This is a genomic window from Paenarthrobacter sp. PAE-2 (assembly GCF_026013155.1).
GTDB lineage: Bacteria > Actinomycetota > Actinomycetes > Actinomycetales > Micrococcaceae > Arthrobacter > Arthrobacter ureafaciens.
The window spans coordinates 22,379-43,824 of the sequence record NZ_JAPDNV010000020.1 but is presented as its reverse complement, the minus strand read 5'-3'; the positions used below and the strand labels follow the sequence as shown (position 1 = coordinate 43,824).

At 62.1% G+C, this 21,446-nt stretch carries 22 protein-coding genes; 9 read left to right on the top strand and 13 right to left on the bottom strand.

Annotation, left to right across the window (positions count from 1 at the left end; genetic code table 11):
- Window positions 1-217: 217 nt before the first annotated feature.
- On the bottom strand, window positions 218-1,447 hold the full coding sequence (locus OCL88_RS13430; RefSeq protein ID WP_264962829.1) for a GAF domain-containing sensor histidine kinase: 1,230 nt from the start codon (window positions 1,445-1,447) through the stop codon (window positions 218-220).
- 200 nt (window positions 1,448-1,647) lie between these two features.
- Between OCL88_RS13430 and OCL88_RS13425 the strand changes: the two genes are divergently transcribed.
- Complete coding sequence (locus OCL88_RS13425; protein WP_021472951.1) at window positions 1,648-2,115, top strand: hypothetical protein; 468 nt, start codon at window positions 1,648-1,650, stop codon at window positions 2,113-2,115.
- Between the two features lie 48 nt (window positions 2,116-2,163).
- Here OCL88_RS13425 and OCL88_RS13420 read toward each other — a convergent pair whose 3' ends face one another.
- From OCL88_RS13420 to OCL88_RS13390, 7 genes are all read right to left on the bottom strand, one after another.
- Window positions 2,164-3,522, bottom strand: a complete 1,359-nt coding sequence (locus OCL88_RS13420; protein ID WP_264962845.1) for a NosD domain-containing protein — start codon at window positions 3,520-3,522, stop codon at window positions 2,164-2,166.
- Between the two features lie 59 nt (window positions 3,523-3,581).
- Window positions 3,582-4,529, bottom strand: coding sequence for a carbohydrate kinase family protein (locus OCL88_RS13415; protein WP_264962828.1), 948 nt, complete (start codon window positions 4,527-4,529; stop codon window positions 3,582-3,584).
- Window positions 4,530-4,540: 11 nt separating this feature from the next.
- Window positions 4,541-6,088 (bottom strand): glycoside hydrolase family 32 protein, encoded by a 1,548-nt coding sequence (locus tag OCL88_RS13410; RefSeq protein ID WP_264962827.1) that lies wholly within the window; start codon window positions 6,086-6,088, stop codon window positions 4,541-4,543.
- A 38-nt stretch (window positions 6,089-6,126) separates the two neighbouring features.
- The gene (locus OCL88_RS13405) at window positions 6,127-7,167 is read right to left on the bottom strand and encodes a LacI family DNA-binding transcriptional regulator (RefSeq protein ID WP_166186003.1); all 1,041 of its coding nucleotides are present in this window, start codon (window positions 7,165-7,167) and stop codon (window positions 6,127-6,129) included.
- A 59-nt stretch (window positions 7,168-7,226) separates the two neighbouring features.
- A complete protein-coding gene (locus tag OCL88_RS13400) occupies window positions 7,227-8,150 on the bottom strand; it encodes a carbohydrate ABC transporter permease (protein ID WP_217376501.1) in 924 nt (307 codons plus the stop codon).
- A 5-nt stretch (window positions 8,151-8,155) separates the two neighbouring features.
- The gene (locus OCL88_RS13395) at window positions 8,156-9,043 is read right to left on the bottom strand and encodes a carbohydrate ABC transporter permease (protein WP_217376485.1); all 888 of its coding nucleotides are present in this window, start codon (window positions 9,041-9,043) and stop codon (window positions 8,156-8,158) included.
- An 82-nt stretch (window positions 9,044-9,125) separates the two neighbouring features.
- Window positions 9,126-10,412, bottom strand: a complete 1,287-nt coding sequence (locus OCL88_RS13390) for an ABC transporter substrate-binding protein (protein WP_166186002.1) — start codon at window positions 10,410-10,412, stop codon at window positions 9,126-9,128.
- Window positions 10,413-10,962: 550 nt separating this feature from the next.
- Between OCL88_RS13390 and OCL88_RS13385 the strand changes: the two genes are divergently transcribed.
- The 7 genes from OCL88_RS13385 (at window position 10,963) to OCL88_RS13355 (ending at window position 17,902) form a co-directional block, all read left to right on the top strand.
- Entirely contained in the window at window positions 10,963-11,157 is a 195-nt protein-coding gene (locus OCL88_RS13385) for a hypothetical protein (protein WP_193592595.1), read from the top strand.
- Window positions 11,158-11,246: 89 nt separating this feature from the next.
- Entirely contained in the window at window positions 11,247-12,452 is a 1,206-nt protein-coding gene (locus OCL88_RS13380) for a NosD domain-containing protein (RefSeq protein WP_264962826.1), read from the top strand.
- A gap of 30 nt (window positions 12,453-12,482) precedes the next feature.
- Window positions 12,483-15,080 carry a GH32 C-terminal domain-containing protein gene (locus tag OCL88_RS13375; protein ID WP_264962844.1) on the top strand — a complete coding sequence of 866 codons (2,598 nt, stop codon included), beginning with the start codon at window positions 12,483-12,485 and terminating at the stop codon, window positions 15,078-15,080.
- Between the two features lie 116 nt (window positions 15,081-15,196).
- Entirely contained in the window at window positions 15,197-15,424 is a 228-nt protein-coding gene (locus OCL88_RS13370; RefSeq protein ID WP_166185932.1) for a hypothetical protein, read from the top strand.
- Between the two features lie 87 nt (window positions 15,425-15,511).
- A complete protein-coding gene (locus OCL88_RS13365; protein ID WP_264962825.1) occupies window positions 15,512-16,315 on the top strand; it encodes a DUF1206 domain-containing protein in 804 nt (267 codons plus the stop codon).
- 90 nt (window positions 16,316-16,405) lie between these two features.
- Window positions 16,406-17,326: an SDR family oxidoreductase gene (locus OCL88_RS13360; protein WP_166185998.1), complete on the top strand. Its 921-nt coding sequence runs from the start codon at window positions 16,406-16,408 to the stop codon at window positions 17,324-17,326.
- Window positions 17,327-17,356: 30 nt separating this feature from the next.
- On the top strand, window positions 17,357-17,902 hold the full coding sequence (locus tag OCL88_RS13355) for a cysteine hydrolase family protein (protein WP_021472965.1): 546 nt from the start codon (window positions 17,357-17,359) through the stop codon (window positions 17,900-17,902).
- Here the strand turns inward: OCL88_RS13355 and OCL88_RS13350 are convergent.
- The 4 genes from OCL88_RS13350 to OCL88_RS13335 form a co-directional block, all read right to left on the bottom strand.
- Window positions 17,899-18,765, bottom strand: a complete 867-nt coding sequence (locus tag OCL88_RS13350) for an AraC family transcriptional regulator (protein WP_264962824.1) — start codon at window positions 18,763-18,765, stop codon at window positions 17,899-17,901. The two genes, OCL88_RS13355 and OCL88_RS13350, sit on opposite strands and share 4 nt — an antisense overlap.
- A 166-nt stretch (window positions 18,766-18,931) precedes the next feature.
- Window positions 18,932-19,192 carry a hypothetical protein gene (locus OCL88_RS13345; RefSeq protein WP_193592598.1) on the bottom strand — a complete coding sequence of 87 codons (261 nt, stop codon included), beginning with the start codon at window positions 19,190-19,192 and terminating at the stop codon, window positions 18,932-18,934.
- Window positions 19,185-19,463 (bottom strand): GlsB/YeaQ/YmgE family stress response membrane protein, encoded by a 279-nt coding sequence (locus OCL88_RS13340; RefSeq protein ID WP_193592599.1) that lies wholly within the window; start codon window positions 19,461-19,463, stop codon window positions 19,185-19,187. Before OCL88_RS13340 ends, OCL88_RS13345 begins: the two co-directional genes overlap by 8 nt.
- A gap of 312 nt (window positions 19,464-19,775) precedes the next feature.
- On the bottom strand, window positions 19,776-19,964 hold the full coding sequence (locus OCL88_RS13335) for a CsbD family protein (RefSeq protein ID WP_193592600.1): 189 nt from the start codon (window positions 19,962-19,964) through the stop codon (window positions 19,776-19,778).
- A 194-nt stretch (window positions 19,965-20,158) separates the two neighbouring features.
- Between OCL88_RS13335 and OCL88_RS13330 the strand changes: the two genes are divergently transcribed.
- Window positions 20,159-20,581: a hypothetical protein gene (locus OCL88_RS13330; RefSeq protein WP_193592601.1), complete on the top strand. Its 423-nt coding sequence runs from the start codon at window positions 20,159-20,161 to the stop codon at window positions 20,579-20,581.
- 18 nt (window positions 20,582-20,599) lie between these two features.
- Here OCL88_RS13330 and OCL88_RS13325 read toward each other — a convergent pair whose 3' ends face one another.
- Window positions 20,600-21,304, bottom strand: coding sequence for an alpha/beta fold hydrolase (locus OCL88_RS13325; RefSeq protein ID WP_264962823.1), 705 nt, complete (start codon window positions 21,302-21,304; stop codon window positions 20,600-20,602).
- Window positions 21,305-21,446: the final 142 nt, after the last annotated feature.

The window sequence follows — 21,446 nt, the reverse complement described above, 5'->3', positions numbered from 1 at the left end:
GTGTGCCGAGTGAAGGTAAGCATATTTACTAATGACGGCAGGACCGCACGGATGCCCGGTTCTCCAGTTCCCCTTGTGGGATGGGGCCGCGGCATGCATCGGGTCCCGCCGGGGGCCCGGGCGGCGTTACCCAGAGACGCTGCCCGGCAACCTCCGGCCCTGACCAGGACGACGGCGGTAGTCGCCGTCGTTGTTTATGCCTCCGGCCGTCGGCGCGTCAGGAGCCGGCCGGGAAACTGACAATCACCGTGGTACCGCCGCCCGGGGTTTCGCTGAGGGTCAGTTCACCCCCGTGCGCTTTTGCGATGCTGCTGCAGGTGGCCAAACCCAGTCCGGTGCCTGCGCCGTCCCCTGGACGGCGCAGGCGAACCAGCGGCTCCAAGACCTTGGCGCGGTCCTCCGGGGCGATGCCCTTGCCGTTGTCCGCAACAAAAACCGTGGCCCCGTGGTAGTTCGAGACTCCACTCACCCGGATCCGCAGATCACGGTCCGGGCGTCGGTAGTTCATCGCGTTACTCAGGAGGTTTTGGAGCAACGTGCGCAATTGTCCGGGGTCGGCGTAGACCGCAGCGTCTTCTATCTCCAGGATGCCGTGGTGGTCAATGCCCAAATCACGGGCGACGTCCCAGGCAACGTCGGAGAGCCGGGTGTATTCGGGGCGGATTCCGCCGCCTACCCGCGAATAAGTGAGCACGTCCTCAAGCATCGCAAGCATGCGGTGGCCACTGGCTCCGATCCTTTCCAGGTACTTTGCGGCAGAGCCGGCGGATTGGATCAGGGGGTCGTCTTCCACCAGTTCCACATAACCGAGGATGGTGGTCAACGGTATGCGGAGGTCGTGGCTGACGCGGCCGGCGAAGCTTGCCAGCTTGGCATTGCTCTCCTTCAACTCGGCATAGGCCCGGTCCAGCTGGGTGGTCCGGTGCTGCAACTCCAGAAGTTCCACCACCTGCTTTGCCAGCACGTCCAGGATGCGCAGTTGATCCGGGGTCAGGTCCCGGGGTTCTTCGGAGAAGACACAGAGAGTGCCGGGCACAAAGCCGGATTCCGTCTCCAGTGGAATGGATGCGTAGAACCGCACCGCACCGATGTCGCCGGTGACGAAGGGATTGTCCGTGAACCGTTCATCCTGCCTTGCGTCGGGAACAACGGTCCCCTCCCGCGAGTGGAAGACCTTCGCGCACATGGAGTCTTCGCGCGAGCAGATGCGGCGGTCCACACCCCAAGCGCCAATCTGGTGCTGGGAGTCCGCGCTGATGATGTTGACTACCCCGAACGGAACACCGCACAGTTCGGTGGCCAGGCGCACCAGGTTTTGGAGGGCGCCGGCTACTGCGGCATTGGGCAGGAGCGGCGAATCGAGGGACGGGTCCAGTCCGTATTCACGCAGGGTGGTGTCCCTGCCGGCTTCATCGGTGAACGCCAGCTGCCCCTGTGCACCCGTCATCAATACGGCCCCCAAGCTTCTTTAGGATTACCTGCTGATGATACCCAAGAGGTGGCTGTGCTTTCCGGCGGGGGACTGGGTAGGCGGGGGACTGGGTCGGCGGGGGACTGGGCCACGGACCGAGCAGGATCGGAGAAGCAACGCCCGCCACCACCGGCATAAGGTAAAACCAACCATCAGGAACCCACGCAGGAGGAGCCATGCCTTACACCGTCGACTTCCAGAACGTCTCCACCGCGGGGCTTGAGTCTTCCCCTGTCGCGGAGGCGCTCGCAGGGCTGCGGGCCAACGAAGCGCGGTATTTCAAGAACAAGTACAACCACGTCTTCGCCACGGTCCCGGCGGAGGAGTCCCCGGAGATCGTCGACTACGTGAACCGGGTCCTTAAGGAGCGGGACCTCGTCATCGAGTCGCGGCCCCTCGAGGTCACGTCCTTTGAGGTGGAAGGCACCCGCTGGACGTACGTGTTCTACGAATCCGGCCTGTCCATCAATGTCCTGTACGGCCTTGATGAGGGATCCAAACGGGCTGTTGGCTTCAAGCTCTCCCAAGGCATGGAGATTCCCGCGGAACTGGCCGGCACCTTCAAGTTCGCACGGCAGAAGTCCAAACTGGCAGGAGAGATCCGGGGCTCGTTCTTTGTGATCAAAGGCGAATACTCCATCTGAGTGGCAGTAGGGGTTGTTCCCAGCGCTGGGAACAACCCCTACTGCCAGTTACATGCCGGGTGTAGCCGTCAATTGGATGCCCGGCGTGGCCCTCACCGCGTTGGTGGTCCGGTCGGCCGCCACCTGTGCTTCGCTGCCGGAGTCCAGGACGGTGTTGTGGACAGAGGCGGATTCGACCAGGACGGTGGTCACTTGCAGTCCTTCCGTAGCCCGGCTTGCCAGCAGTGCGTCCACCTGCGCTTCAAAGCAGGATTCGCTCGATGTGGCCTGGACGTCCTTGGCCACCACGTGGTTGGTGGAGACCATGTTGCCCGCACCCTCGGCGAGCTTGATGATCACGGGGGCTGTTCCGGAGGGCCGGATGCTCTCCGAATCCACGATCAAGGAGAAATGGTTCGCGAAGATCGAGTTGTGGTTGCCGTGGACGTTGAGCAGTCCAAAGTCATCGTCCAAGCCGTTGTCGATCCCGAAGAAGGGCGTCCAGGGTTCGTGATCGCGGAGGAAGTGGTTGGTGGCCACGAGGTTCTCCGAGCTGCCCTCTGCAAGGATCACCATCCCGGGGTAGAACGAGTGCAGGCGGTTGTTAGTGACGCTTGAGCGTGTAACCCCGGAAAGGTGGACGCTGCTGGCACCACGGGGGAAGACATTGTTGGCCGTTATCAGTAGGCCGCCATGGTTCTCCGCGTAGATTGAATGGCCTTTGAAGCCTGCGCCGATCAGGTTGTCGGTGATCTTGGATGCCTGTCCCCATCCCCGCAGTTCGATGCAGTTCCCGCATTCGGCAATGAAGTTGTCGTGGATGGAGAGCGCATCAGCTTTGTGGATGGCAAGGGCATGCTCCAGGTAGATGAACCCCATGCCATTGACGCGGAAGGAGTCATTGGCGCTGGCAACGTGAATGCCGGTCTTACCGTTGACGTACGTGTTCTCCGCAGGGAGCGCGGAGCCGTCCGGTGAGAAGTGCAGGCCATCGATGCAGAAGTCGGTGAACTCAACGGAACTGATCCGGGGGCTGCCCTCACGCTTGACGAGGAAAGCGGCCCCCTCTGATTCGTCCGCAGAGTCGCCCGCAGCGAGGTCCACCAGGATCCGGCTGCCCCCGGGCCACAGTTCGTGCAAACCGGACCATTCTTCCTGCGGCACGTTGAACCGGATGCTCGATGACGTGAAGCCATGCCCTGAACCTTGGATCCTGAGGAAGCTTATGTCGATCAGTACCTGCGTGCGCAGGCGATAATCACCGGGCGGAAGGTAGATCACCGCACCCGGCTTACCGCCGTCGTTCACGTCCGCGACGGTTTGCCGCTGCTTGATGTCGGCGATGATGCTGTTGATGACTTCTCCGACGTCCTCGAAAGGGTTGCCAACAGGCCACGTGGTGACGTCGTAGTAGTTGTTGCTGGACATGGTGTGAACCCCCTCGGGGTGGTGGGTTGGGAGCGTGGTCATTCCTGGGCCTTTGTGGATCACGGGACCAACGCTTCCTGTTCCGGCAGGTCCATGTGCAGCTCGGCCAATGTCGGCGGGTTGGCGCCCGCCCGGCGGACAGTGATGGCGGCAGCTTTGGCCGCAGTCCGACCCAACGAAGCCAGCACTGACGCTGAGAGACCTTCGCTTCCGCGATGCAGGAGGCCATGGATCAAAGCCGACATATAGGAATCGCCTGCGCCGATGGTATCTGCCACTTTGGACCCGACAGCGGGAACCACAGCGTGGGCCTGCGCGGTAGCAAGGACTGAACCCCGGGACCCGGTGGTGATGGCCACGAGCCGTGCACCGAGTCCGAGGATGCGCCTGGGGACGTCGTCCAGGTGCACGCCCGGGTACAACCACTGCGCATCCTCGTCGCTGAGTTTGACCACGTCGGTGAGCGGGACCAGCTCTTCGAAGATACTCTTGGCTTCAGCGTGGCTTCCCAAGAGGGCCGGGCGGATGTTCGGGTCATACGTCACCAGGCAGCGCTCATGCGATTGGAGCAGCAACTCCTTCACGGCTGCTGCTCCGGGGGCCAGGAAGGTAGCAATTGATCCCGTGTGCAGGATCTTGGGCAAAGTGGCCGGAGCCGTTCCGGGAAGGGTCCAGCGGATATCAAAGTCGTAGTGTGCTGAGCCGTCGCCAGCGAGCGTGGCCGTTGCCGTCGCGGTCCGGCCCGGGCGCCGGGAGCCCGGCAGGAGGGTCACGCCGGCTCCGCTGAGGTGCTGTTCGATGGCAGCCGCCCGGGGGTCATCGCCAATCGAGGTCAAAAGCGCGGTTTCAACACCCAACCGGCCCAGGCCGTAGGCGACATTGGTTGGTGATCCTCCGGGATGTTCCACGGAGCCTTGGGCTGAAACAACGATGTCCATGATCGCTTCGCCCACCACCAGGACCTCCAGCGGATTCCTGGGGTCAGGGTTTTGCCGGGTTCTTTGCATCGGGGTCCTCCTTAGGCGAGCTTCGAAACGGTGAGCTTGAGCAGGGTCGCCCGGCTGCCGGTCAGGGTGAGCCGGTTTTCCAGGCTGTGAACGTCCGGGAAGACGAGGTCCGTCAGGACAACGCGGCCATCCTGGGCGAACACTTCCACTGAGCAGTGGTCTGCGACGATGAGCAGCTTCAGCAGGCCGTCCTCCAGTTCAAGGGGCGCTGATTCAACCGACGGGAACTTCGCGTGGAAGCCGGTGTTTCCGGACTCCCTGCGGTCCAGCGTGAGCCGGGCAGAAGTTGGATCGTAACGAAGGTACGTGCCTTGCGTGCCGTCGCTGCTGCCCAGCAGCAGAAACTCCACCAGGCCTTCGCCTTCGAGGCGCATTTCGGTGCGGATCACCAGCGCGCTTCCCGGTTCTGCGTCCGGCAGGCTGAAGGAGGGATCCCCGGGTTCAAAGGAGCTGTTGACCGGCAGTACGGGCAGGACTGGTTCCTGGAGCAGGCGTGGCGAGCCATTGACGGTAACGAGCCGAAGCTCGCGGGGGAGTGTCATGGCCGAACGCCACGGTGAAGTGGGCAACTCATTGGCGTAGTCCCAGTTGCTCATCCATCCGATGATGATGCGCCGGCCTCCCGGAACGTTGCTGAAGGAGACAGAGGCGTAGCAGTCGCGTCCCCAGTCCAACCAGAGGCAGTGCTGCAGCGCCTCGGTGCGTGCCTCCGCATCGGGCAGGGCGGACAGCCCGGCAGGGGCGGCGAGGGCAGCTGCGTCCGGAACGAAACGGACGCCGTCGAACTGTCCCACAAAGTACTGGCCGCCCGATCCCCCGGCCACAGCGCCGGGGTTCACGTTGACGATCAACACCCACCTGGTGTCCGCCGGGTTCCCGTCCACTGCCAAGGGAAAAAGGTCAGGGCACTCCCACTCGCCCTCATCGGCATTGGCCGGGCCGAACTCGCTCAGGAAATCCCACGATGTGAGGTCGTCAGAGCGGTACAGGACCACCTTCTGCTGTTGGGCTTCGACGGCGACCATCACCCAATAGGCGTCACCGCCGCCTTCGTAGCGGAAGACTTTGGGGTCCCGGAAGTGGGCCGAGTCCCGGGTGAGCACGGGATTTCCGCCGTACTTTTGCCAGGTCATTCCCGAATCCGTGCTGTACGCAAGGGACTGCGCCTGAGTGCCGCTGTATTCGGTTCCCGGTTTGAAAGCGCTTGTATAGATCGCAACCAAAGCGGGCGCCTCGGCCGTGCCGAAACCGGACGTGTTGCCGTGGTCCACCACAACGCTTCCGGAGAAGATGTCCTCCCGCTCATCGCAGGCGATAGCCACCGGAAGCTCCGTCCAATGCAGGAGATCCGTGGACGTGGCGTGCCCCCAGGACATATTGCCCCACACGTTGCCGGAGGGATTGTTCTGGAAGAAAAGGTGGTACAGGCCGTCGTGGAAAACCAGGCCGTTGGGGTCATTGAGCCAAGTGTCCTTTGCCGTGAAATGGATGGCAGGCCGGAACCCGGAATCTTTGTCCGGAGCTGTCTCCGGGCGTGCGGCATCAAGGCTAGTGGACATGTGTGGCGTTCCTCTTGGAAGTACGTGGAAAGGGCGGCTTACCGGGGAGCCGCGATCGAGTCGCGGCGGACCAGGGGGCAACCCAGGATGGTCGGGCGGAGGGCCAACGGATTCAGGTCCGTTTTGCCTTCAATAGCGTCAATCAGGTGCTCGGCAGCCCAAGCACCCATCTCGTAATGCGGAAGGGCCACAGTTGTGAGCCCCGGATAGAGGTTGGCGGCGATGAGTTCCTGGTCGTCGAAACCCACCACGGAAAGGTCGGTAGGGATGGTCAGGCCCAACTCCGCAGCGGCACGGTAGGCGCCCATCGCCATGCGGTCGTTGTAGCAGAACAGGGCCGTCGGCCTGTCTTGGCCCGACAAGATGCGGAGGGCAGCTTCATAGCCGCCCTGCACTTCGGAGAGCTCGGACTCAACAGGTGCCCCATCGCCGTCGAGCCCTGCTTCGTTGAGCGTGGCGCGGAAGGCGTGAAGACGCTCGCGGGTGGCGGGGACATCATCGGTGTTGTTGATGAAACCGATCCGCGTGTGGCCGGCTTCCAACAGGGCGCCGACGGCGGCACGGGCGCCTCCGTCTTCGTCCGGGATCACAGCGGCGATGTTCCCGGCGGTCGCCACCGAGTCAACCAGGACCGACGGGACGCTGCCGAGGTTGGACGGCAGTTCCACGTTGCGGTGGTACATGGTGGCGTACAGGATGCCGTCCACCCGTCGCTCCAACAACGCCTGGACGTCGGCTTGCCGCGATTCGAGGCTGGCTGAGCCCGGCGTGTTGATGATCATCAGGTTGTACCCGCGGGCCTTCGCGGCTTCATCCGCACCGAGGATGATCCGGCCGGCGTGCGGGGTGGTGGCGATTTCCTCACTCACCAGCCCAAGCATGCCGGTCCGCTGCGTGCGGAGCGCTTGTGCCAGGCGGTTGGGACCGTAGCCGAGCTCTTCGGCAACGCTCCTCACCTTGTCCCTGGTTTCGGGGCTGACCCTGGCGTAGGAAACCTCGTTGAGGACGTGGGAAACAGTCGTGACGGACACGCCGGCGGCGACGGCCACATCCTTGATGCCCACGTTCTTGTTGCTCATCTGTCTCCCACGTCCTTATGGTCGGTTTGCCCTTGCGGGGCTATCAGTAGGCTACTGCGTCAGCCCTTGACGGCGCCGAGCGTCATGCCCGCGACGATCTTCCGTTGCAGCAACAGTGTCAGCAGGATCACCGGGATCGAGTACACCGCCGCGAGTGCCGTCATGGATCCCCAGTCGAGCCCGAACTGGGTTTGGAAGTTCGCGATCACCACCGGTGTGGTTTGTGAACGGATGGCCGTCATCAGGAGCGCAAACAGGAACTCGTTCCATGAGGCCAGGAAGGCGAAGATCGCGGTCACTGCAATGCCGCCTGATACTACCGGGATCACCACCCGCCACAACGCACCCAGCCGGCTGCAGCCGTCAACCGTTGCTGCTTCCTCCAGGTCCCGCGGCACGGCTTCGAAGAAGCTGGACATGAGCCAGATGGAGAGCGGCAGGGAAATGGTGGTGTGCGCGATTGACAGGGCAATCGGTGTGTCAGCCAGTCCCACCGAGGCCATCATCGACGCCAACGGGATGCCGATCGCCACCGGCGGAACCATGCGCGTCACCAGGGCAGCCATGATGAACACCCGGCCGCTCGGGGTTTTGTAGCGCGTGATGCCGTAGGCCGCAGGTATGGCCAGCACCAGGGAAAGCAAGGTGCTGATTACCGCGGTCTGGATGCTGTTGATGAACGACGCCACCACACCGCCACGGCCCAACGCATTGACGTAGTTCTCCAGCGTCCATTCCTTGGGGAGGATGGTGGGCGGAACTGCAATGGTGTCGATCGGCGTCTTGAACGACGTGAACAACAAGTAGAGGAACGGGAACCCATAAAGCACCATGGCTGCCGCAAGCAGTATCCACAGGATGATCCTGGTGCTGCGGCGGCCTGCTTCGAGGCCTTCACGGTTGACCCCGCGGCGCCTGCGCGGAGGCTGGGAAGCCGGAAGGTTCGACGCCGGCGGGCTGGCTTTGCTTGGTGCGGTCACCATGGTCATCAGGTGTCCTTTCCCGGCCGCCAGATGGTGGCCACCGCGAAGAAGGCGACGGCGAGCATCGCGATGAGGTAGATGGTGCCCATGGCGCTCGCAAGACCCGGATCGCCGAAGCGGATCATGGTCCGGTAGATCAGGAGGCTCATGGTTTCGGAGGCCGACTGCGGGCCGCCGTTGGTTTGGATGAGGATGGTGTCGAAGGCCCGGGCGGCGTCGATTCCACGGACCACCAGTGCCACGGCGATCACGGGACGCAGCAGCGGGATGATGATCCGGAACAGGAGGGCCGGTGCCCGTGCGCCGTCGAGGCGGGCGGCTTCAATCAGGTCACCGGGTATGTTCTGAAGGCCCGCAAACAGTACGAGGCACATGAACGATGTGGTGAGCCAGATGTCCGGGATCGCCACCGAAAACAGGACGATGTTGGGGTCGGACAACCAGCCGATCTGGTTTGGATTTTCCAGGAGTCCGGCTTGGTGGAGGAGGGTTCCGATCAGGCCGAAGTTATCGATCATCAGGAACTTCCACAGAAGGCCGGCCACGATCGGCGCGATCATCAACGGGTAAAGGAAGACGGTCCGCCAGATCTGTGACTTCTTGCCGAGCGTTGTGAAAAGCAAGGCCATGCCGAGCCCGAGCGCGAACTCGAGGGTCACCACCACCAGGGTGTAGGCGAGGGTCCGCCAGCCTGCACTGGTGAAGGCCTCGGATGCGAAGGCGGTGACGTAGTTCTGGAAACCCACGAACTCGCGGGAACCGCCGGCGATCGGCGAGATCTTGAAGAAGCTGTCCGCCACCAGGCGAAACAGCGGGTAGGCGACGAACACGGCCAGGAACAGGGCCGCGGGCGTCATCAGGAAGAGGGCAAAGCGGCGATCGGAGATACGCACGGTTTTCTTTTCTGCTGGTTGTTTTCTGCTGGTTGGAGCCGCGGCCGACACGGTCTTTGTGGTGGTGCCGGCCGCGGAGTCTTTACTTCAGGAGGTCCTGGACCTGCTTCTTGGCGTCGGCCAGGAGGGCGGAGGTGTCGCCTCCGGCCACGGCCTTCTGCAGCAACGGAATCAGGACGGTGTCCACGATCTGCTGCCACTTTGCCGTTGCCGGACGGGTTGCCGTGGCGGGGGCGTTGAGGGTCTCGATCAGCGGCTTGAAGCTCTCATAGCCCGGCTGGTCCTGGTACTTCTCGAAGGCGCTGATTCGTGCTGCCAGGCCCAGCTTGGAGTCGATACCCATGCTGTTGTAGTCGTAGGCGCACTTGACGAACTTCTTAGCTGCCTCGGTGTTCTTGGTCGCCTTGGGTACGGACAGGTACCACGGTCCCGGGACACCCGCGACGCCGGCGCTGCCGCCGATCATCGCAGCTGCACCCACCTTGCCTGCCACCGGGGAATCGGCAGGGATCTGGCGGTAGGCGTGTGCCCAGAAACGGGTCATTGCCGTCTTGCCCTGGTTGAACAGGTTCTGCGCTGCAGCCCAGTCCACCTGCGCAGCACCGGTCGGGGCGGACTTGGTGAGGCTGACGTAGAAGTCCAGGGCTTCCTTGTGGGCGGCGTTATCGATGACCACGTTGTTGTTCTCGTCCAGCACCATGGGAGACCCGGCCTGGAGCACGTGTGCCAGCCATTCGGTTTCCACGGCACCCTTCACGTCCGTGCCGAACATGCCGTCCTTGGTGAAGAACTCGGAAATGTCCTGGTACTGCTTCCAGGTCTTGGGGGCTGCCAGTTCATAGCCGTACTTGGCTTGGAAATCCGCCTTGTTCTTGGCGTCCTCGAACAAGTCCTTGCGGTACAGAATGATCTCGGCATTGGTCCAGGCCGGCATGCCGATGAAGTGGCCGTCCACGTTCGCTTCCTTCACAAGCGCCGGGAAAATGTCCTTCTTTGCCTCGTCGGTGAAGAGCTCATCGATGGGCTGGACGGCGTCCTTGAAGCTGGGGAGCCACACGGAGTCCAGGGCAGCTACGTCGAAGGAGACATTGCCGGAGGAGAACTCGCTGGAGAGGCGGTTGAACATGCCGTCGTAGGGGAGTTCGACGAAGTTCACGTCCACGCCGGCGTCCTTCTTGCATTGCTCTGCCACGCCGGTGAGCTCAGCGTGGCCGCCGGCTTCCACCAGCACGTTGACAGTGCTGGAGCCGCCCGATCCGCCGGACGATGGTGCGGCACCGCCAGCGCCACAACCGGTGGCAACGAGTGCGACGGCGGTGCACAGCCCGCCGAGGGAGACGAGCTTGGAAATGGTCTTTCGAGTGGACATCGCTGTCGACTCACTTTCTCTTGAACGGAAATTGCAGAGAGATGGTGGAGCTGATGTTGGCTTGAAAAATCGTTTTGCCAAAACGACTTGGCACCGACATTAGGGCTAGTTGCGCCGATGTGTCAACAGCCTTATTCGAAACAATTCGGGGCACTTGACGGCCTGGATTCCTAAGCCATAAAGTGATCGACGCCACTCGGCAAATCGTTTTGGCATATTTTGGCTGGCTCGGCCGCTGTTTTGGCTGGGCTCTGGGGCGTCGGGGCTGCACCCGTGCCCGCTGGTCGCACCCCTACCCGCCGGGCGCACCCCTACCCGGGGGCGCACCAGTACCCGCCGGGCGCACCCCTCGTCGGGGCCGCACCCCTACCCGCCGATCGCACCCAAACTCCGGGGAGCGCTCGGCGCGAGGGGGTGCGGCACTTCCCACGAACGGGTGCGCCTGGCGTAAAGGGGTGCACTGTTTCCCACCGACAGGTGCGCCAAGCCCAGTTAACTCCCTGTTGTCCCAGTACAAAGCCCAGTCAACCGACAAGTTCAAAGGAGAATCATGAACCCATCCGAGCCCCTCAGCCGAAGGAGCATCCTCCGGTTGTTCCCGGCAGCGGCACTGTCCGCAACCGCCGTCGTACTTTCAGCGAAGGAGGCCTTGGCCAAGAACAAGCCGGACACGCCAAATCCGCATCAAAGCCAAGGAAGCACCCAAGCCGCACAAGGGCATCGGGCCATTATCGGAATGCTGTAAAACCCGGCATCAAAGCAACAGAAGCAACGCCCTAGCAGTCAACGCACGGCCATAAAGCAGTACCCCCAACGATGTGAGGAGAACACGCTATGACCACTGTCTACGACGTCACCACCTGGTCGGTCCCCGGGAATCCGTCGGCCACGCCCTATAACGACATCGGGCTCATCATCAACAGCATCATCGCGGACGTGAAGTCCCAGCAGACCAATCAGGCCTCCAAACCCGGCGCGGTAGTATACATCCCGCCGGGAGATTACCCCTTGAAAACCCGTGTCAACGTGGACATCAGCTTCCTCACCATCCGCGGCTCAGGGCACGGATTCACGTCCAGCAGCATCCGATACAACGCCGGCAACACCTCCAGCTGGCACGAAATCTTCCCCGGCGGCAGCCGCATCCGAGTCGAAAACACGGACGGCAACACTGAAGCTTTCAGGGTTTACCGAACCGGCGACCCGCGACTCAGTTCCATTGTCTTTCAGAATTTTTGCCTCGACGGTGTGTCCTTCAACTCGAACCAGAACTCTTACGTGAACGGCAAAACGGGTATCCGCTTCGATTCGGCCAATGATTCCTGCCGGGTTGAAGGAATGGGAATGGTCTACCTGGAGCACGGGCTGGTGGTGCGGGACACGGACGCCCTTAGTGTCAGTGGCAACTTCCTGGCTGAATGCGGGAGCTGCATCGAACTCACGGGCTCGGGGCAGGCATCCAAAGTGACTGACAACCTCATCGGCGCCGGCTATGTGGGCTTCTCCATTTTCGCCGAGGGCCATATGGGCCTTCTGGTCAGTGCCAACAACGTATTTCCCCGTGGGAAGAGCAGTGTCCATTTCAAGGACTGCACTCGTTCGTCCATCACGGCCAACAGGTTTCACGCGTTCTACCCGGGGATGGTGAACTTTGAAGGCAATTGCACTGAGAACCTCATTGGTGCCAACCATTTCCTGCGGCAGGTGGAGCCTTTTGATCCGCTGAAGCCCTACAACAACGGATTGGATGACCTGTTCGGCCTGGTCCATGTTGCCGGGAGCGGGAATACCGTCACAGGGAACCATTTCAGCTACGACGTACCCTCCGGGTCGGTGACTCCCTCAGGCCAGAAACCGACCATCATCCTGGTGGCCTCGGGCGCCAACAACTACATCGCTGCCAATAACACCATCTCCTCGGTAGCGGCGAACACGGTAGTGCTGGACGGATCCACCACCGGGACCAAGGTGCTGGATAGCGGCGGTGCGGGTGAGTTTGTGCATTACACGAGTTCCTACTCATTCCGGGCAACCCCCTGACCCGTCGCTGAGAAGGAAGGTCTGTCAATGATGACAAGACGAACCAAACGGGGACTGCCGGCGCTGGCGGCGGCCGCCGTCGTTGCTTCACTCACCTTGGTGGTGGCCGCGACTGCCGCGCCCGCCCCGGCGCATGCCAGCGATCCCGACCCCGCCACCCAGGAGTACCGTCCCTATTTGCACTACACGCCGGTCAAGAACTGGATGAACGATCCCAACGGGCTGGTCTACTACAACGGCACCTACCACATGTACTACCAGTACAACCCTTACGGAACCACGTGGGGCAACATGAGTTGGGGGCACGCGACGTCCACGGATTTATTGCACTGGACCGAGCAGCCACTCGCAATCCCCCAAACCTTCAACGGCAGCGGACAGGCTACGGAGGACATCTTTTCCGGCTCAATCGTGGTGGATTCACAGAACACCAGTGGATTCGGGACGTTGCAGAATCCGCCGATGGTGGCTGTGTACACCAGCAACTTCACCGGCAACCACCCCACGCTGGCCGGCAAGCAGGCCCAGTCCCTGGCGTACAGCACGGACAGCGGCCAAACCTGGACCAAGTACTCGGGCAATCCTGTCCTCAACAGGAACACCACGGACTTCCGGGATCCCAAAGTGTTCTGGTACCAAGGGGCAGCTGGCTCGTACTGGGTGATGTCCGCCGTGGAAGCCAACGAGCACAGGGTTTTGTTCTACAAGAGCACAGACCTTAAGAGCTGGACGTACTTGGATGACTTCGAACCAGCCAACGCGACGGGTGGGCAGTGGGAGTGTCCGGACCTCTTCCCTCTCGCGGTGGATGGGAACCCGAACAACATCAAGTGGGTGCTGGTGGTCAACATCAACCCGGGATCCGTGGCTGGTGGCAGCGGGGGCCAGTACTTCGTAGGCAGCTTCGACGGCACAACATTCACCTCCGAAACCACTGATCCAGTGGATGTGGCCCCACCGGGAACCCTGCTCGCGGGGTTCAACGGAGGAAGCTACAGCGGATGGAACGTGAGCAACGATCCCGCCAATCCCGGGGGTCCGTGGGGGACAGCCCCGCCCAGCGGAACTCTGGCAGGTCAGCAAACAGTTACCGGGTCGATCGGTGCCGGCCTGGTGAACGGCTTCAACGGGGGAGATGTCCCAACGGGCACCTTGGAATCCGCACCGTTCGCGATCACCAAGGACTACATCAACTTCCTTGCCGGTGGCGGAAACCACCCGCGGCAGGCAGGGGAGCAACCCGGCAACACGCCACCCCCCGGATACCTCCTGTTCGACGGCTTCGAATACCCGGGAACCCTGAGTGCGGCCGGTTGGCAGCTGACCGGAGACTTTGAGGCAGCCAGAAACCCGTCAACCGTTGGCGGTGAGTACGCGATCGGCAAACGCATCAACACATTCGAGGGCGGCCCCAACGCTGACAACAACACCGGAACAATCACGTCCCCGGAGTTCTACCTCACCAACACCAATATCGGGTTCCTCCAGGGCGGCGGCAACCGGACGGACGGCCAACTCCAAGTGGAACTCCTGGTCAACGGCGTGCCCGTGCGAAGCACCACGGGCAGCAATTCGGGTGACATGAACTGGAAGAACTGGGATGTAACCCCGTACTACGGTCAAATAGCCCGCATCCGGATTGTGGACAACGCCACAGGGGCATGGGGCCACCTGACGTTGGACAACATGGTCCTCGGTTCGGAGCCGGCAAAACCGCGAAGCAGTGAAACCACCGTAAATCTCATGATCAACGGACAGGCCGTTCGAACCACCACCGGTTCCAATTCCGAACATCTGGAATGGAAGGCCTGGAACGTCAGCGCCTACAAGGGAAGCGAGGCAACCATCCGGATCGTCGACAACAACCGTGGCGGTTGGGGCCACATCCTCGCGGACGAGTTCGTAGCCTCTGACATCACGCGGCTGGAACAGCACGACTGGTTGGACTGGGGCCGGGACTACTACGCAGCCGTTTCCTTCAGTAACGCCCCCGACGGCAAACGGATCATGGTGGGCTGGATGAACAACTGGGACTACGGGCAGTCCACGCCAACAAGCACGTGGCGGGGAACCATGGCGTTGCCCCGCGAAGTCCAGCTCACCCAAACCGCCCAGGGACCGCGACTCACGCAGAAAGTGGTCCAGGAGGTGGACGCGTTGAAGAACACGGGTGCCGCCTACACCGCATCCGCGCAGGACATCGCTCCGGGGACCAGCACCCTTCCCGTATCAGGGGACGTGGTGCAGGTGGATGCGGAGTTCTCCCCGGGGACGGCATCGGCGTTCGGGCTGAAGGTCCTGGGTAATTCAACTGAGGCCACCAAGGTTGGTTACGCAACAAGTTCGGGTCGCGTTTTCATCGACAGGACGGCCTCCGGCAACGAAGGTTTCCATCCGGCCTTCGCCTCTGTGGATGACGTACCCGTCCAGCTGATCAACGGCAGGCTTCGGCTGCGGCTCTATGTGGACAGGGCATCCGTGGAGGTCTTCGCGCAGGACGGTCTGGCTACGCTGACCGACCAAGTGTTTCCGGCAGCGGGCGCGAACACATTGTCCCTGTTTTCGGAGGGAGGGACTGCCCGGCTCGAAAGCCTCACCGTCACGCCGCTCCACAAAGCGATGTGGTAGCCGGTGAGTAAGGCTCGACGGCGGCCGCGCACCCAGGCGGCCGGCCGCCGTCGGGCCTTCCACGATCTTGAGCGAATCTTGAGATGACCCGGCGTCGTTCTTGAGGACCCCGTCCGATGGTTGAAGTGTCAGCCGAGGAGCTGGCGGAACCTGCCGGAAGGACTGCCGAAATGCCCGACCAGATCACCGTCACTTCATCAGGCACGGATGCCGCACAGCTTGCCGGCGGAACGCACGCCCCAGTGGACGGCCAAGACCGCGCAGTCACCTCGATCCGTGAGCAGTTCAATCCCCTGGGCGTCGGCCTCCGGAGCATTTGGCCGCAGTCGGTCTGCGGCTACTAGCCACCACTCACGTGGCCCCGCCACGCTTCCGGTGGCACCATGGTGTTCAAGGCCTAAGTCATCAGGAGGCTTGTCATCAAAGAAGAGATGCGGAAGGCCGCAGACGCAGCCGAGGAAGCCTCGAACTCGCGGCCCTTTGAAATTGCGGCGCGGTCGGGATTCGCTGTGAGCGGGTTGCTTCACGTGCTGATCGGTGTCATCGCCGCGCGCTTGACCTTTGGAAGCAGCGGCGAAGCGGACGTTTCCGGTGCCATCGCCGAATTGGCCGCCCAACCCTTCGGCCCGTTGCTGCTCTGGGTCTGTTTCGCTGCCTGCGCGGCCTTGGCCCTATGGCAGTTGTCCAACGCTATCTTCGGCCACCGCAACCAGTCCCATCCCAAGCTCTCCAAGCGCCTTTCCGAGGCAGGCCAGGCAGCGGTCTTCGCTTTTGTGGCCGTGACCATCATGTCCTTTGTCGTTGGGCAGGCGCGCAACAGCCGTCAATCCAGCAGTGACCTCACCGCCACCCTCATGCAATCTCCCTGGGGCGTCGCGTTTCTGATAGCTGCAGGAGCCGGCGTCATGATCACCGGCATTGTGTTCGCGGTGCGCGGTTTCACGAGGTCGTTCAAGAAGGACCTCGTCCTTTCGCCGCACGAAGGACCACGGAAATTCCAAGTAGCCGTGGGAACGGTGGGATACGTCGCCAAGGGATTCGCGCTCCTTCTTGTGGGGCTGCTTGTGGTCATCGCTACTGTTACCGCCCGGCCCGAGCAGTCAACAGGGTTGGACGGCAGCCTTAAGGCCCTCAAGGAACAACCCTACGGACCGTACCTCCTTGCCGCCGTGGCCGCGGGCCTTATTGCGTATGGCCTGTTCCTCATGGTCAAGGCAAAGACCATGAGGACCTAGCCGCAGTTTCATAGTGCGGCACCCTGGGTACAAGCCGGGTGGGACGTTAAGCGTCGCGCACCAGTGAACCGATTCTGAAGGGGCAGGACCATGACACAAAGCGATCCGGAACAGCAGGGAAACCACAGGCTCACGGCTCCGCCGAAGGACCCTCGCAGCGGGTATCACTCCGGGGAGTTTCCGCAGCAGGAGCAGAAGCAACCGGGCCTCACCAAACCCCTGGAGCCCCAGCCCGATCACGGTGAGTCCAGCTACGTCGGCCAGGGCCGGCTTGAAGGCAAGACGGCGTTGATCACCGGCGGCGACTCCGGCATCGGCGCGGCGGTGGCCATCGCGTACGCGCGAGAGGGGGCCAACGTCGCCATCAGTTACCTTCCGGAGGAGGAAGAAGATGCGCGTTCGACGGCGGAATGGATCCGTGAGTGCGGCGCGCGGGCACTCCTGCTCCCGGGAGATTCGCGTGACGAAGGATTCGCAACCGAGATCGTGGAACGTACAGTCCAGGAATTCGGCGGGCTCAACATCGTGGTCCTTAACGCGGCGTACCAGAAGAACCGCGAGGGGCTTGAGACCATACCGACGGAGGAGTTCGACAGGGTCTTCAAGACCAACCTTTACTCCCTGATGTGGACCGCGCAGGCGGCCATTCCGCATCTGCGTCCGGGGGACTCGATCATCGTCACTGCCTCCATCCAGGCCTTTAATCCTTCTGCTCAGCTGGTGGACTACGCCATGACCAAGGCTGCACAGGTGGCCTTCACCAAAGCGATGGCACAGGAACTCGGCCCCAAAGGAATCCGCGTCAACGCTGTTGCCCCGGGTCCCATCTGGACGCCATTGATCCCGGCGACGGAGTGGCCGGACAAGCTCCCTTCGTTCGGGCAGGACACTCCGCTGGGCCGCGCGGGCCAACCGGCTGAGCTTGCCCCGGCATACGTTCTGCTCGCTTCCGACGAGGGTTCCTACATTTCAGGTGCCGTGCTTCCCGTCACGGGCGGCAAGGGCCTTTAACTCCACGACAAGAGAGGTGCCACTGCGCTGATGATCGCTGTTCTGGTAATTGACATGCAAAACGCCTTCTTCGAGGACCCTGCCCTCAAGCAGAGACGCGAGGAAGTCGTGGCTGCCTGCAACTCACTGACCAGCGGGGCGCGGGAGGCGGGAGCCAAGGTTCTCCTCATTGGAACCGAGCATGAGCGGGACAAATCGACGTGGAGCCTGAATATGCTCGACGACGATCAGGGCTTTATTTTCCGGGGCAGTGAGCAGGCCGAGTTTGTTCCCGGCCTGCTCACGACCGATTTCCCCCAGATGGTCAAGACCCGCGACAGCGCCTTCATGGGCACAGACCTGTGGATGCGCCTGCGGAACTGGGAGGTGGACACGGTGGTCCTGGCGGGAGTTTCAGCGCATAACTGCATCGCGCAGACGGCGGCCGACGCCTTTGCCCACAACATCCGCGTCATTTATGCCGCAGATGCCATCGCCACGGAGAACGCTGAAGCCGCCGAAGCCGTGTTGCGGATTCTCACGCGGGAGTACAGGCAGCGGGTGCTTCCCTTGGAGGAGGTCCTCGCGTTGTTCTAGGCGGGCTGCCCTTCCGGTTCCACGGGGATCCACAACTGCCCGCTACCATGGGTGCCGCCGGGCTGGGCCTTGACGCTCAAGAGCTCCGGGCCCGGGGCCCATCGGTACGGGTTGGCAGGGAACCATTCCGTTGCTGCGTCGGCCCACATGCGCTGCAGGACTTCGGGAAATTTTCCCTCCGTTTCGAAAACAACCCACTGCCCGGCCGGTACCTCGAGGACGTCAAACCCCTCGGGTGCCGGCCCCGTGGTGGCCACGGCATGCCAATAGTCCAGTTCACTGCCTTCGCTGCGGGACTCCTCGATGTTGGCTGTTACGGAGACCGGGCCTGTTGGCTCAGTGTCCACCAGTTCCAGCAGGCGCCTGGTGACGCCAGGGTCGATGCTGCGCTGGAATTCAATGATGGCCGGATTGGGCCCTTCATGGACGAGCGGAACCCTGGTCTTCCGGCCGACCAGCCGGAAAGCGGCTTTGTTCACTATGCGGTGCTTCATGTCTATGTTCCCTTCGATGCGGAGGTGGAACCTCAATTGAGGTTGGGAACGGAGGACGGCGTTGGGACGCCGGGCGTCGGAAGGCGTCAACCCGTGGTACGCCTTGAAGGCGCGGCTGAATGCCTCGGCGGATCGGTAACCGTACCGGACGGCAACATCGAGCACACCGGCGCCCGCGATGATTTCAGCAGTGGCAGCCGTCAGGCGCCGCCGGCGCACGTACTCTGAGACGGGCATCCCGGCCAGGGACGCGAACATCCGCCTGAAGTGATACTCAGACGTCAGGGCGGTCTTTGCCACCGTCTTCATGTCGACGGCGGCAGCCAGGTCTTGCTCAATGAGCTCGATAGCCCTGTTCCATTCCTGCATGGATCCTCCATTCCGAAAATCACACTACGGCGCCGGTGAAGGCTCCCGCCCGACTATCCGTGCCCGAAAATATCAGCCAAACACGCCCGGACGGCAAGAACCCGGACGCTCCCATGGTGCGTCCGGGTTCTTGCCTTTACCTATTCAGTTTCGCGAGGGGCCAGCTCTACGGATGACCCGTGCCTGCAGCTTCGTCACCCGGCTCGGAGGAGAAAGGACGGTCTTCCGGCGTGTCTTCGGTGTTGCGCTCGTCGAGTTCCGCGTCCGCGGACGGGACGGTCTTCTCTGCGTAGTCACCCGCCGTGTAGTCGCCGCCGGCGTCCTCCTTGAGTGCTTCCGGAGATGCTCCCGCGTCCCCGTAATTACCCTCGGAGTACTGGCCTTCCATATCTTCCGGGTCGGAGTGTGGTGTGGTTCCGTTAGCCATGGTGCGTCCGGTGCGTGCGGCGGTTGGTTACCAGGCCGTAGACCAGCAGCACGAGGATCGAACCGCCGATGGCCAGGAGCCATGTGCGGATGGCGAAGAATTCCGTGAGTCCCTCACCGAAGAGCAAGCCGCCGATCCAGCCACCCAGCAAGGCGCCAACGACGCCCAGAAGCAGAGTCACCAGCCAGCCGCCGCCTTGGCGTCCGGGAAGAATAAGCTTGGCAATTGCGCCTGCCAAAAGGCCTAGGAGAAGAAAACCAAAGAAACCCATTTTTGCTCCTAATTTCTTGTTAATGGAAATCCCATTTACTCCGTGAAGCGGTTCAGTTCATCGGGTATATAGATCAAACATCCGTGCGCAGCGGATCATCTCCGTCATGCCCCGAATGTGTGGGGGAATGGAGTGGTGTGAGAACTACTGTGAATTTTTAAACCCAACCAAGAGCACTCCTGTCACTGATCCTGCCGAGCGACCACACCTGCAACGCTAGCCGGTCCCGGGAAGAACAGCAAGTAACCTGACTATTTCGTTACTGAAGCTCCATCAACGCCGCTCCGACCGGTTGCAACGGGCCGTAAGGCCTTATTTCTTGCCGAAAGCGTCCTTGGCGGCATCCTTCAACTTCTCGCCGGCCTGCTTGATGTTTGCGGACGCCTGATCGCCGGCACCCTCGGCCTGCAGGTCCCGGTCTCCGGTTGCCTCGCCGGTTTTTTCCTTGGCCTTGCCGCCCAGGTTTTCGGCGGCGTTCTTAATCTTGTCATCCAGTCCCATGGTTTTCACTCCTCGGGTTGCGATGTTCAATGCCTGCGGTGTTTCCGCTGGTTGGCAATAAATTTTAGTCGAATGTTGCATTTGAGCAAATGCCCGTTCAATAGCACCTGCCGGTCCGCTGCGGAAACCAGCGTGACACTGCCGTTATGCACCGCTAGTGTCGTAGGAAATAGCACCTCGAAAGGAGTGGTCCCGTGAAAGGGAAAGTAATGTTCGCCGCTGGTGTCGCGGTTGGATACATCTGGGGATCCAAGTCCTGGCCGGAGGTGTATCGCCGTATCCGCGGCGGCTCGGAGAAAGTCCTGAAGAACCCCGAGGTCCAGGAAAACGTGCACCATGCAGCCGAGACGGTCCAAGAGTCCGTTCCGGAGATCGTGGACAACCTCTACGCCGCCGGCAAGAAGCTGCTTGAAAAAGCCGAAGCACTCTTTCCTGGCATTCTCGACAGTAAAGGTGGCGAAACAACTCGTCCGGAGGACCGTCCTGTCACAACCCCAACGGTCAAGGGAGACGTCGTCTCCGATCCCGCGCTTGATGACACAACCGGAAGCGACTGGACGGACGAGGGCGGCGCGGCACCCGAAGGACCCGCAACCAACACTCGGCCTAAGCCCTGATCGCTGAGGCGGTCCGTCTTAGGCTGCCCGCCCAACCGCCGCGAGGATCGCCGTCCCCAATTCCGCCGGCTTGGTAAATTGGGGCCAGTGCCCGGTAGGCAGGTCGATGAAATCAGCCTGTTTTATGCGAGCGAGTTCTTCCGTAAAAGGATGCCCGGCGTCCATCATCTCGTTGAGCATGGATGACGGGAACTCGCACGCGATCACGGTGGCCGGAACCTCGTATCGCCGCACATTATGGAGGTGCTGCTGTTCAACGGCCACGCCCTTTGGCTGAGGAATGGCACGTGCGCGGAACGCTGTTCGCAGGTCCTCGTCCAGGTCTACCAGGTCTGCGTCCTCGAATGCTTCCCATGGAGGCAGCGGAATTTCGTCGCCTTCGGCAGGCAACTCGTCCTTGATGACTCCGCCTTCGCCCAACGGCCCGCTGTCGACGTAGATTGCGCGGGCAACGCGGTCGGGCCTGGCATCCACCACGCCGTGGATGATCGCGCCGCCCCCGGAGTGTCCTACCAGGATCGCCTTGCCGTCCAAGGAATCCAGAGTCCGGATGACGGCATCGATGTGAGTCCGCAGGCCGATGTCCGCCCGTGCTGCATCCTTCGACTCCAGGCCAGGGAGTGTGAGGGCGTGGACGGTGTGTCCGGCTTCCTCGAGGGCGGGGACCACCTCATCCCACGACGATGCGTCCAACCAGAAACCGGGAACCAGGATGATGTCCATGCCGGTACCCTACGGGAGGCTGCGCCCAAGATGAACACTTTTTGCTGGATCATCCTCGTCTTCCTGGGCGGTGGCCTTGAACTGGCGCGGGTTCCAGCTTTGATGAGGCGAATGATGCAGCAGAATCCTCACCTGCGGTAGC

Excerpts from the sequence above, each read along its gene's own strand:
- OCL88_RS13430 (WP_264962829.1), bottom strand. The coding sequence starts at position 1,447 with ATGACGGGTGCACAGGGGCAGCTGGCGTTCACCGATGAAGCCGGCAGG.
- OCL88_RS13425 (WP_021472951.1), top strand. The coding sequence starts at position 1,648 with ATGCCTTACACCGTCGACTTCCAGAACGTCTCCACCGCGGGGCTTGAG.
- OCL88_RS13420 (WP_264962845.1), bottom strand. The coding sequence starts at position 3,522 with ATGTCCAGCAACAACTACTACGACGTCACCACGTGGCCTGTTGGCAAC.
- OCL88_RS13415 (WP_264962828.1), bottom strand. The coding sequence starts at position 4,529 with ATGCAAAGAACCCGGCAAAACCCTGACCCCAGGAATCCGCTGGAGGTC.
- OCL88_RS13410 (WP_264962827.1), bottom strand. The coding sequence starts at position 6,088 with ATGTCCACTAGCCTTGATGCCGCACGCCCGGAGACAGCTCCGGACAAA.
- OCL88_RS13405 (WP_166186003.1), bottom strand. The coding sequence starts at position 7,167 with ATGAGCAACAAGAACGTGGGCATCAAGGATGTGGCCGTCGCCGCCGGC.
- OCL88_RS13400 (WP_217376501.1), bottom strand. The coding sequence starts at position 8,150 with ATGGTGACCGCACCAAGCAAAGCCAGCCCGCCGGCGTCGAACCTTCCG.
- OCL88_RS13390 (WP_166186002.1), bottom strand. The coding sequence starts at position 10,412 with ATGTCCACTCGAAAGACCATTTCCAAGCTCGTCTCCCTCGGCGGGCTG.
- OCL88_RS13385 (WP_193592595.1), top strand. The coding sequence starts at position 10,963 with ATGAACCCATCCGAGCCCCTCAGCCGAAGGAGCATCCTCCGGTTGTTC.
- OCL88_RS13380 (WP_264962826.1), top strand. The coding sequence starts at position 11,247 with ATGACCACTGTCTACGACGTCACCACCTGGTCGGTCCCCGGGAATCCG.
- OCL88_RS13375 (WP_264962844.1), top strand. The coding sequence starts at position 12,483 with ATGACAAGACGAACCAAACGGGGACTGCCGGCGCTGGCGGCGGCCGCC.
- OCL88_RS13370 (WP_166185932.1), top strand. The coding sequence starts at position 15,197 with ATGGTTGAAGTGTCAGCCGAGGAGCTGGCGGAACCTGCCGGAAGGACT.
- OCL88_RS13365 (WP_264962825.1), top strand. The coding sequence starts at position 15,512 with ATGCGGAAGGCCGCAGACGCAGCCGAGGAAGCCTCGAACTCGCGGCCC.
- OCL88_RS13360 (WP_166185998.1), top strand. The coding sequence starts at position 16,406 with ATGACACAAAGCGATCCGGAACAGCAGGGAAACCACAGGCTCACGGCT.
- OCL88_RS13355 (WP_021472965.1), top strand. The coding sequence starts at position 17,357 with ATGATCGCTGTTCTGGTAATTGACATGCAAAACGCCTTCTTCGAGGAC.
- OCL88_RS13350 (WP_264962824.1), bottom strand. The coding sequence starts at position 18,765 with ATGCAGGAATGGAACAGGGCTATCGAGCTCATTGAGCAAGACCTGGCT.
- OCL88_RS13345 (WP_193592598.1), bottom strand. The coding sequence starts at position 19,192 with ATGGCTAACGGAACCACACCACACTCCGACCCGGAAGATATGGAAGGC.
- OCL88_RS13340 (WP_193592599.1), bottom strand. The coding sequence starts at position 19,463 with ATGGGTTTCTTTGGTTTTCTTCTCCTAGGCCTTTTGGCAGGCGCAATT.
- OCL88_RS13335 (WP_193592600.1), bottom strand. The coding sequence starts at position 19,964 with ATGGGACTGGATGACAAGATTAAGAACGCCGCCGAAAACCTGGGCGGC.
- OCL88_RS13325 (WP_264962823.1), bottom strand. The coding sequence starts at position 21,304 with ATGGACATCATCCTGGTTCCCGGTTTCTGGTTGGACGCATCGTCGTGG.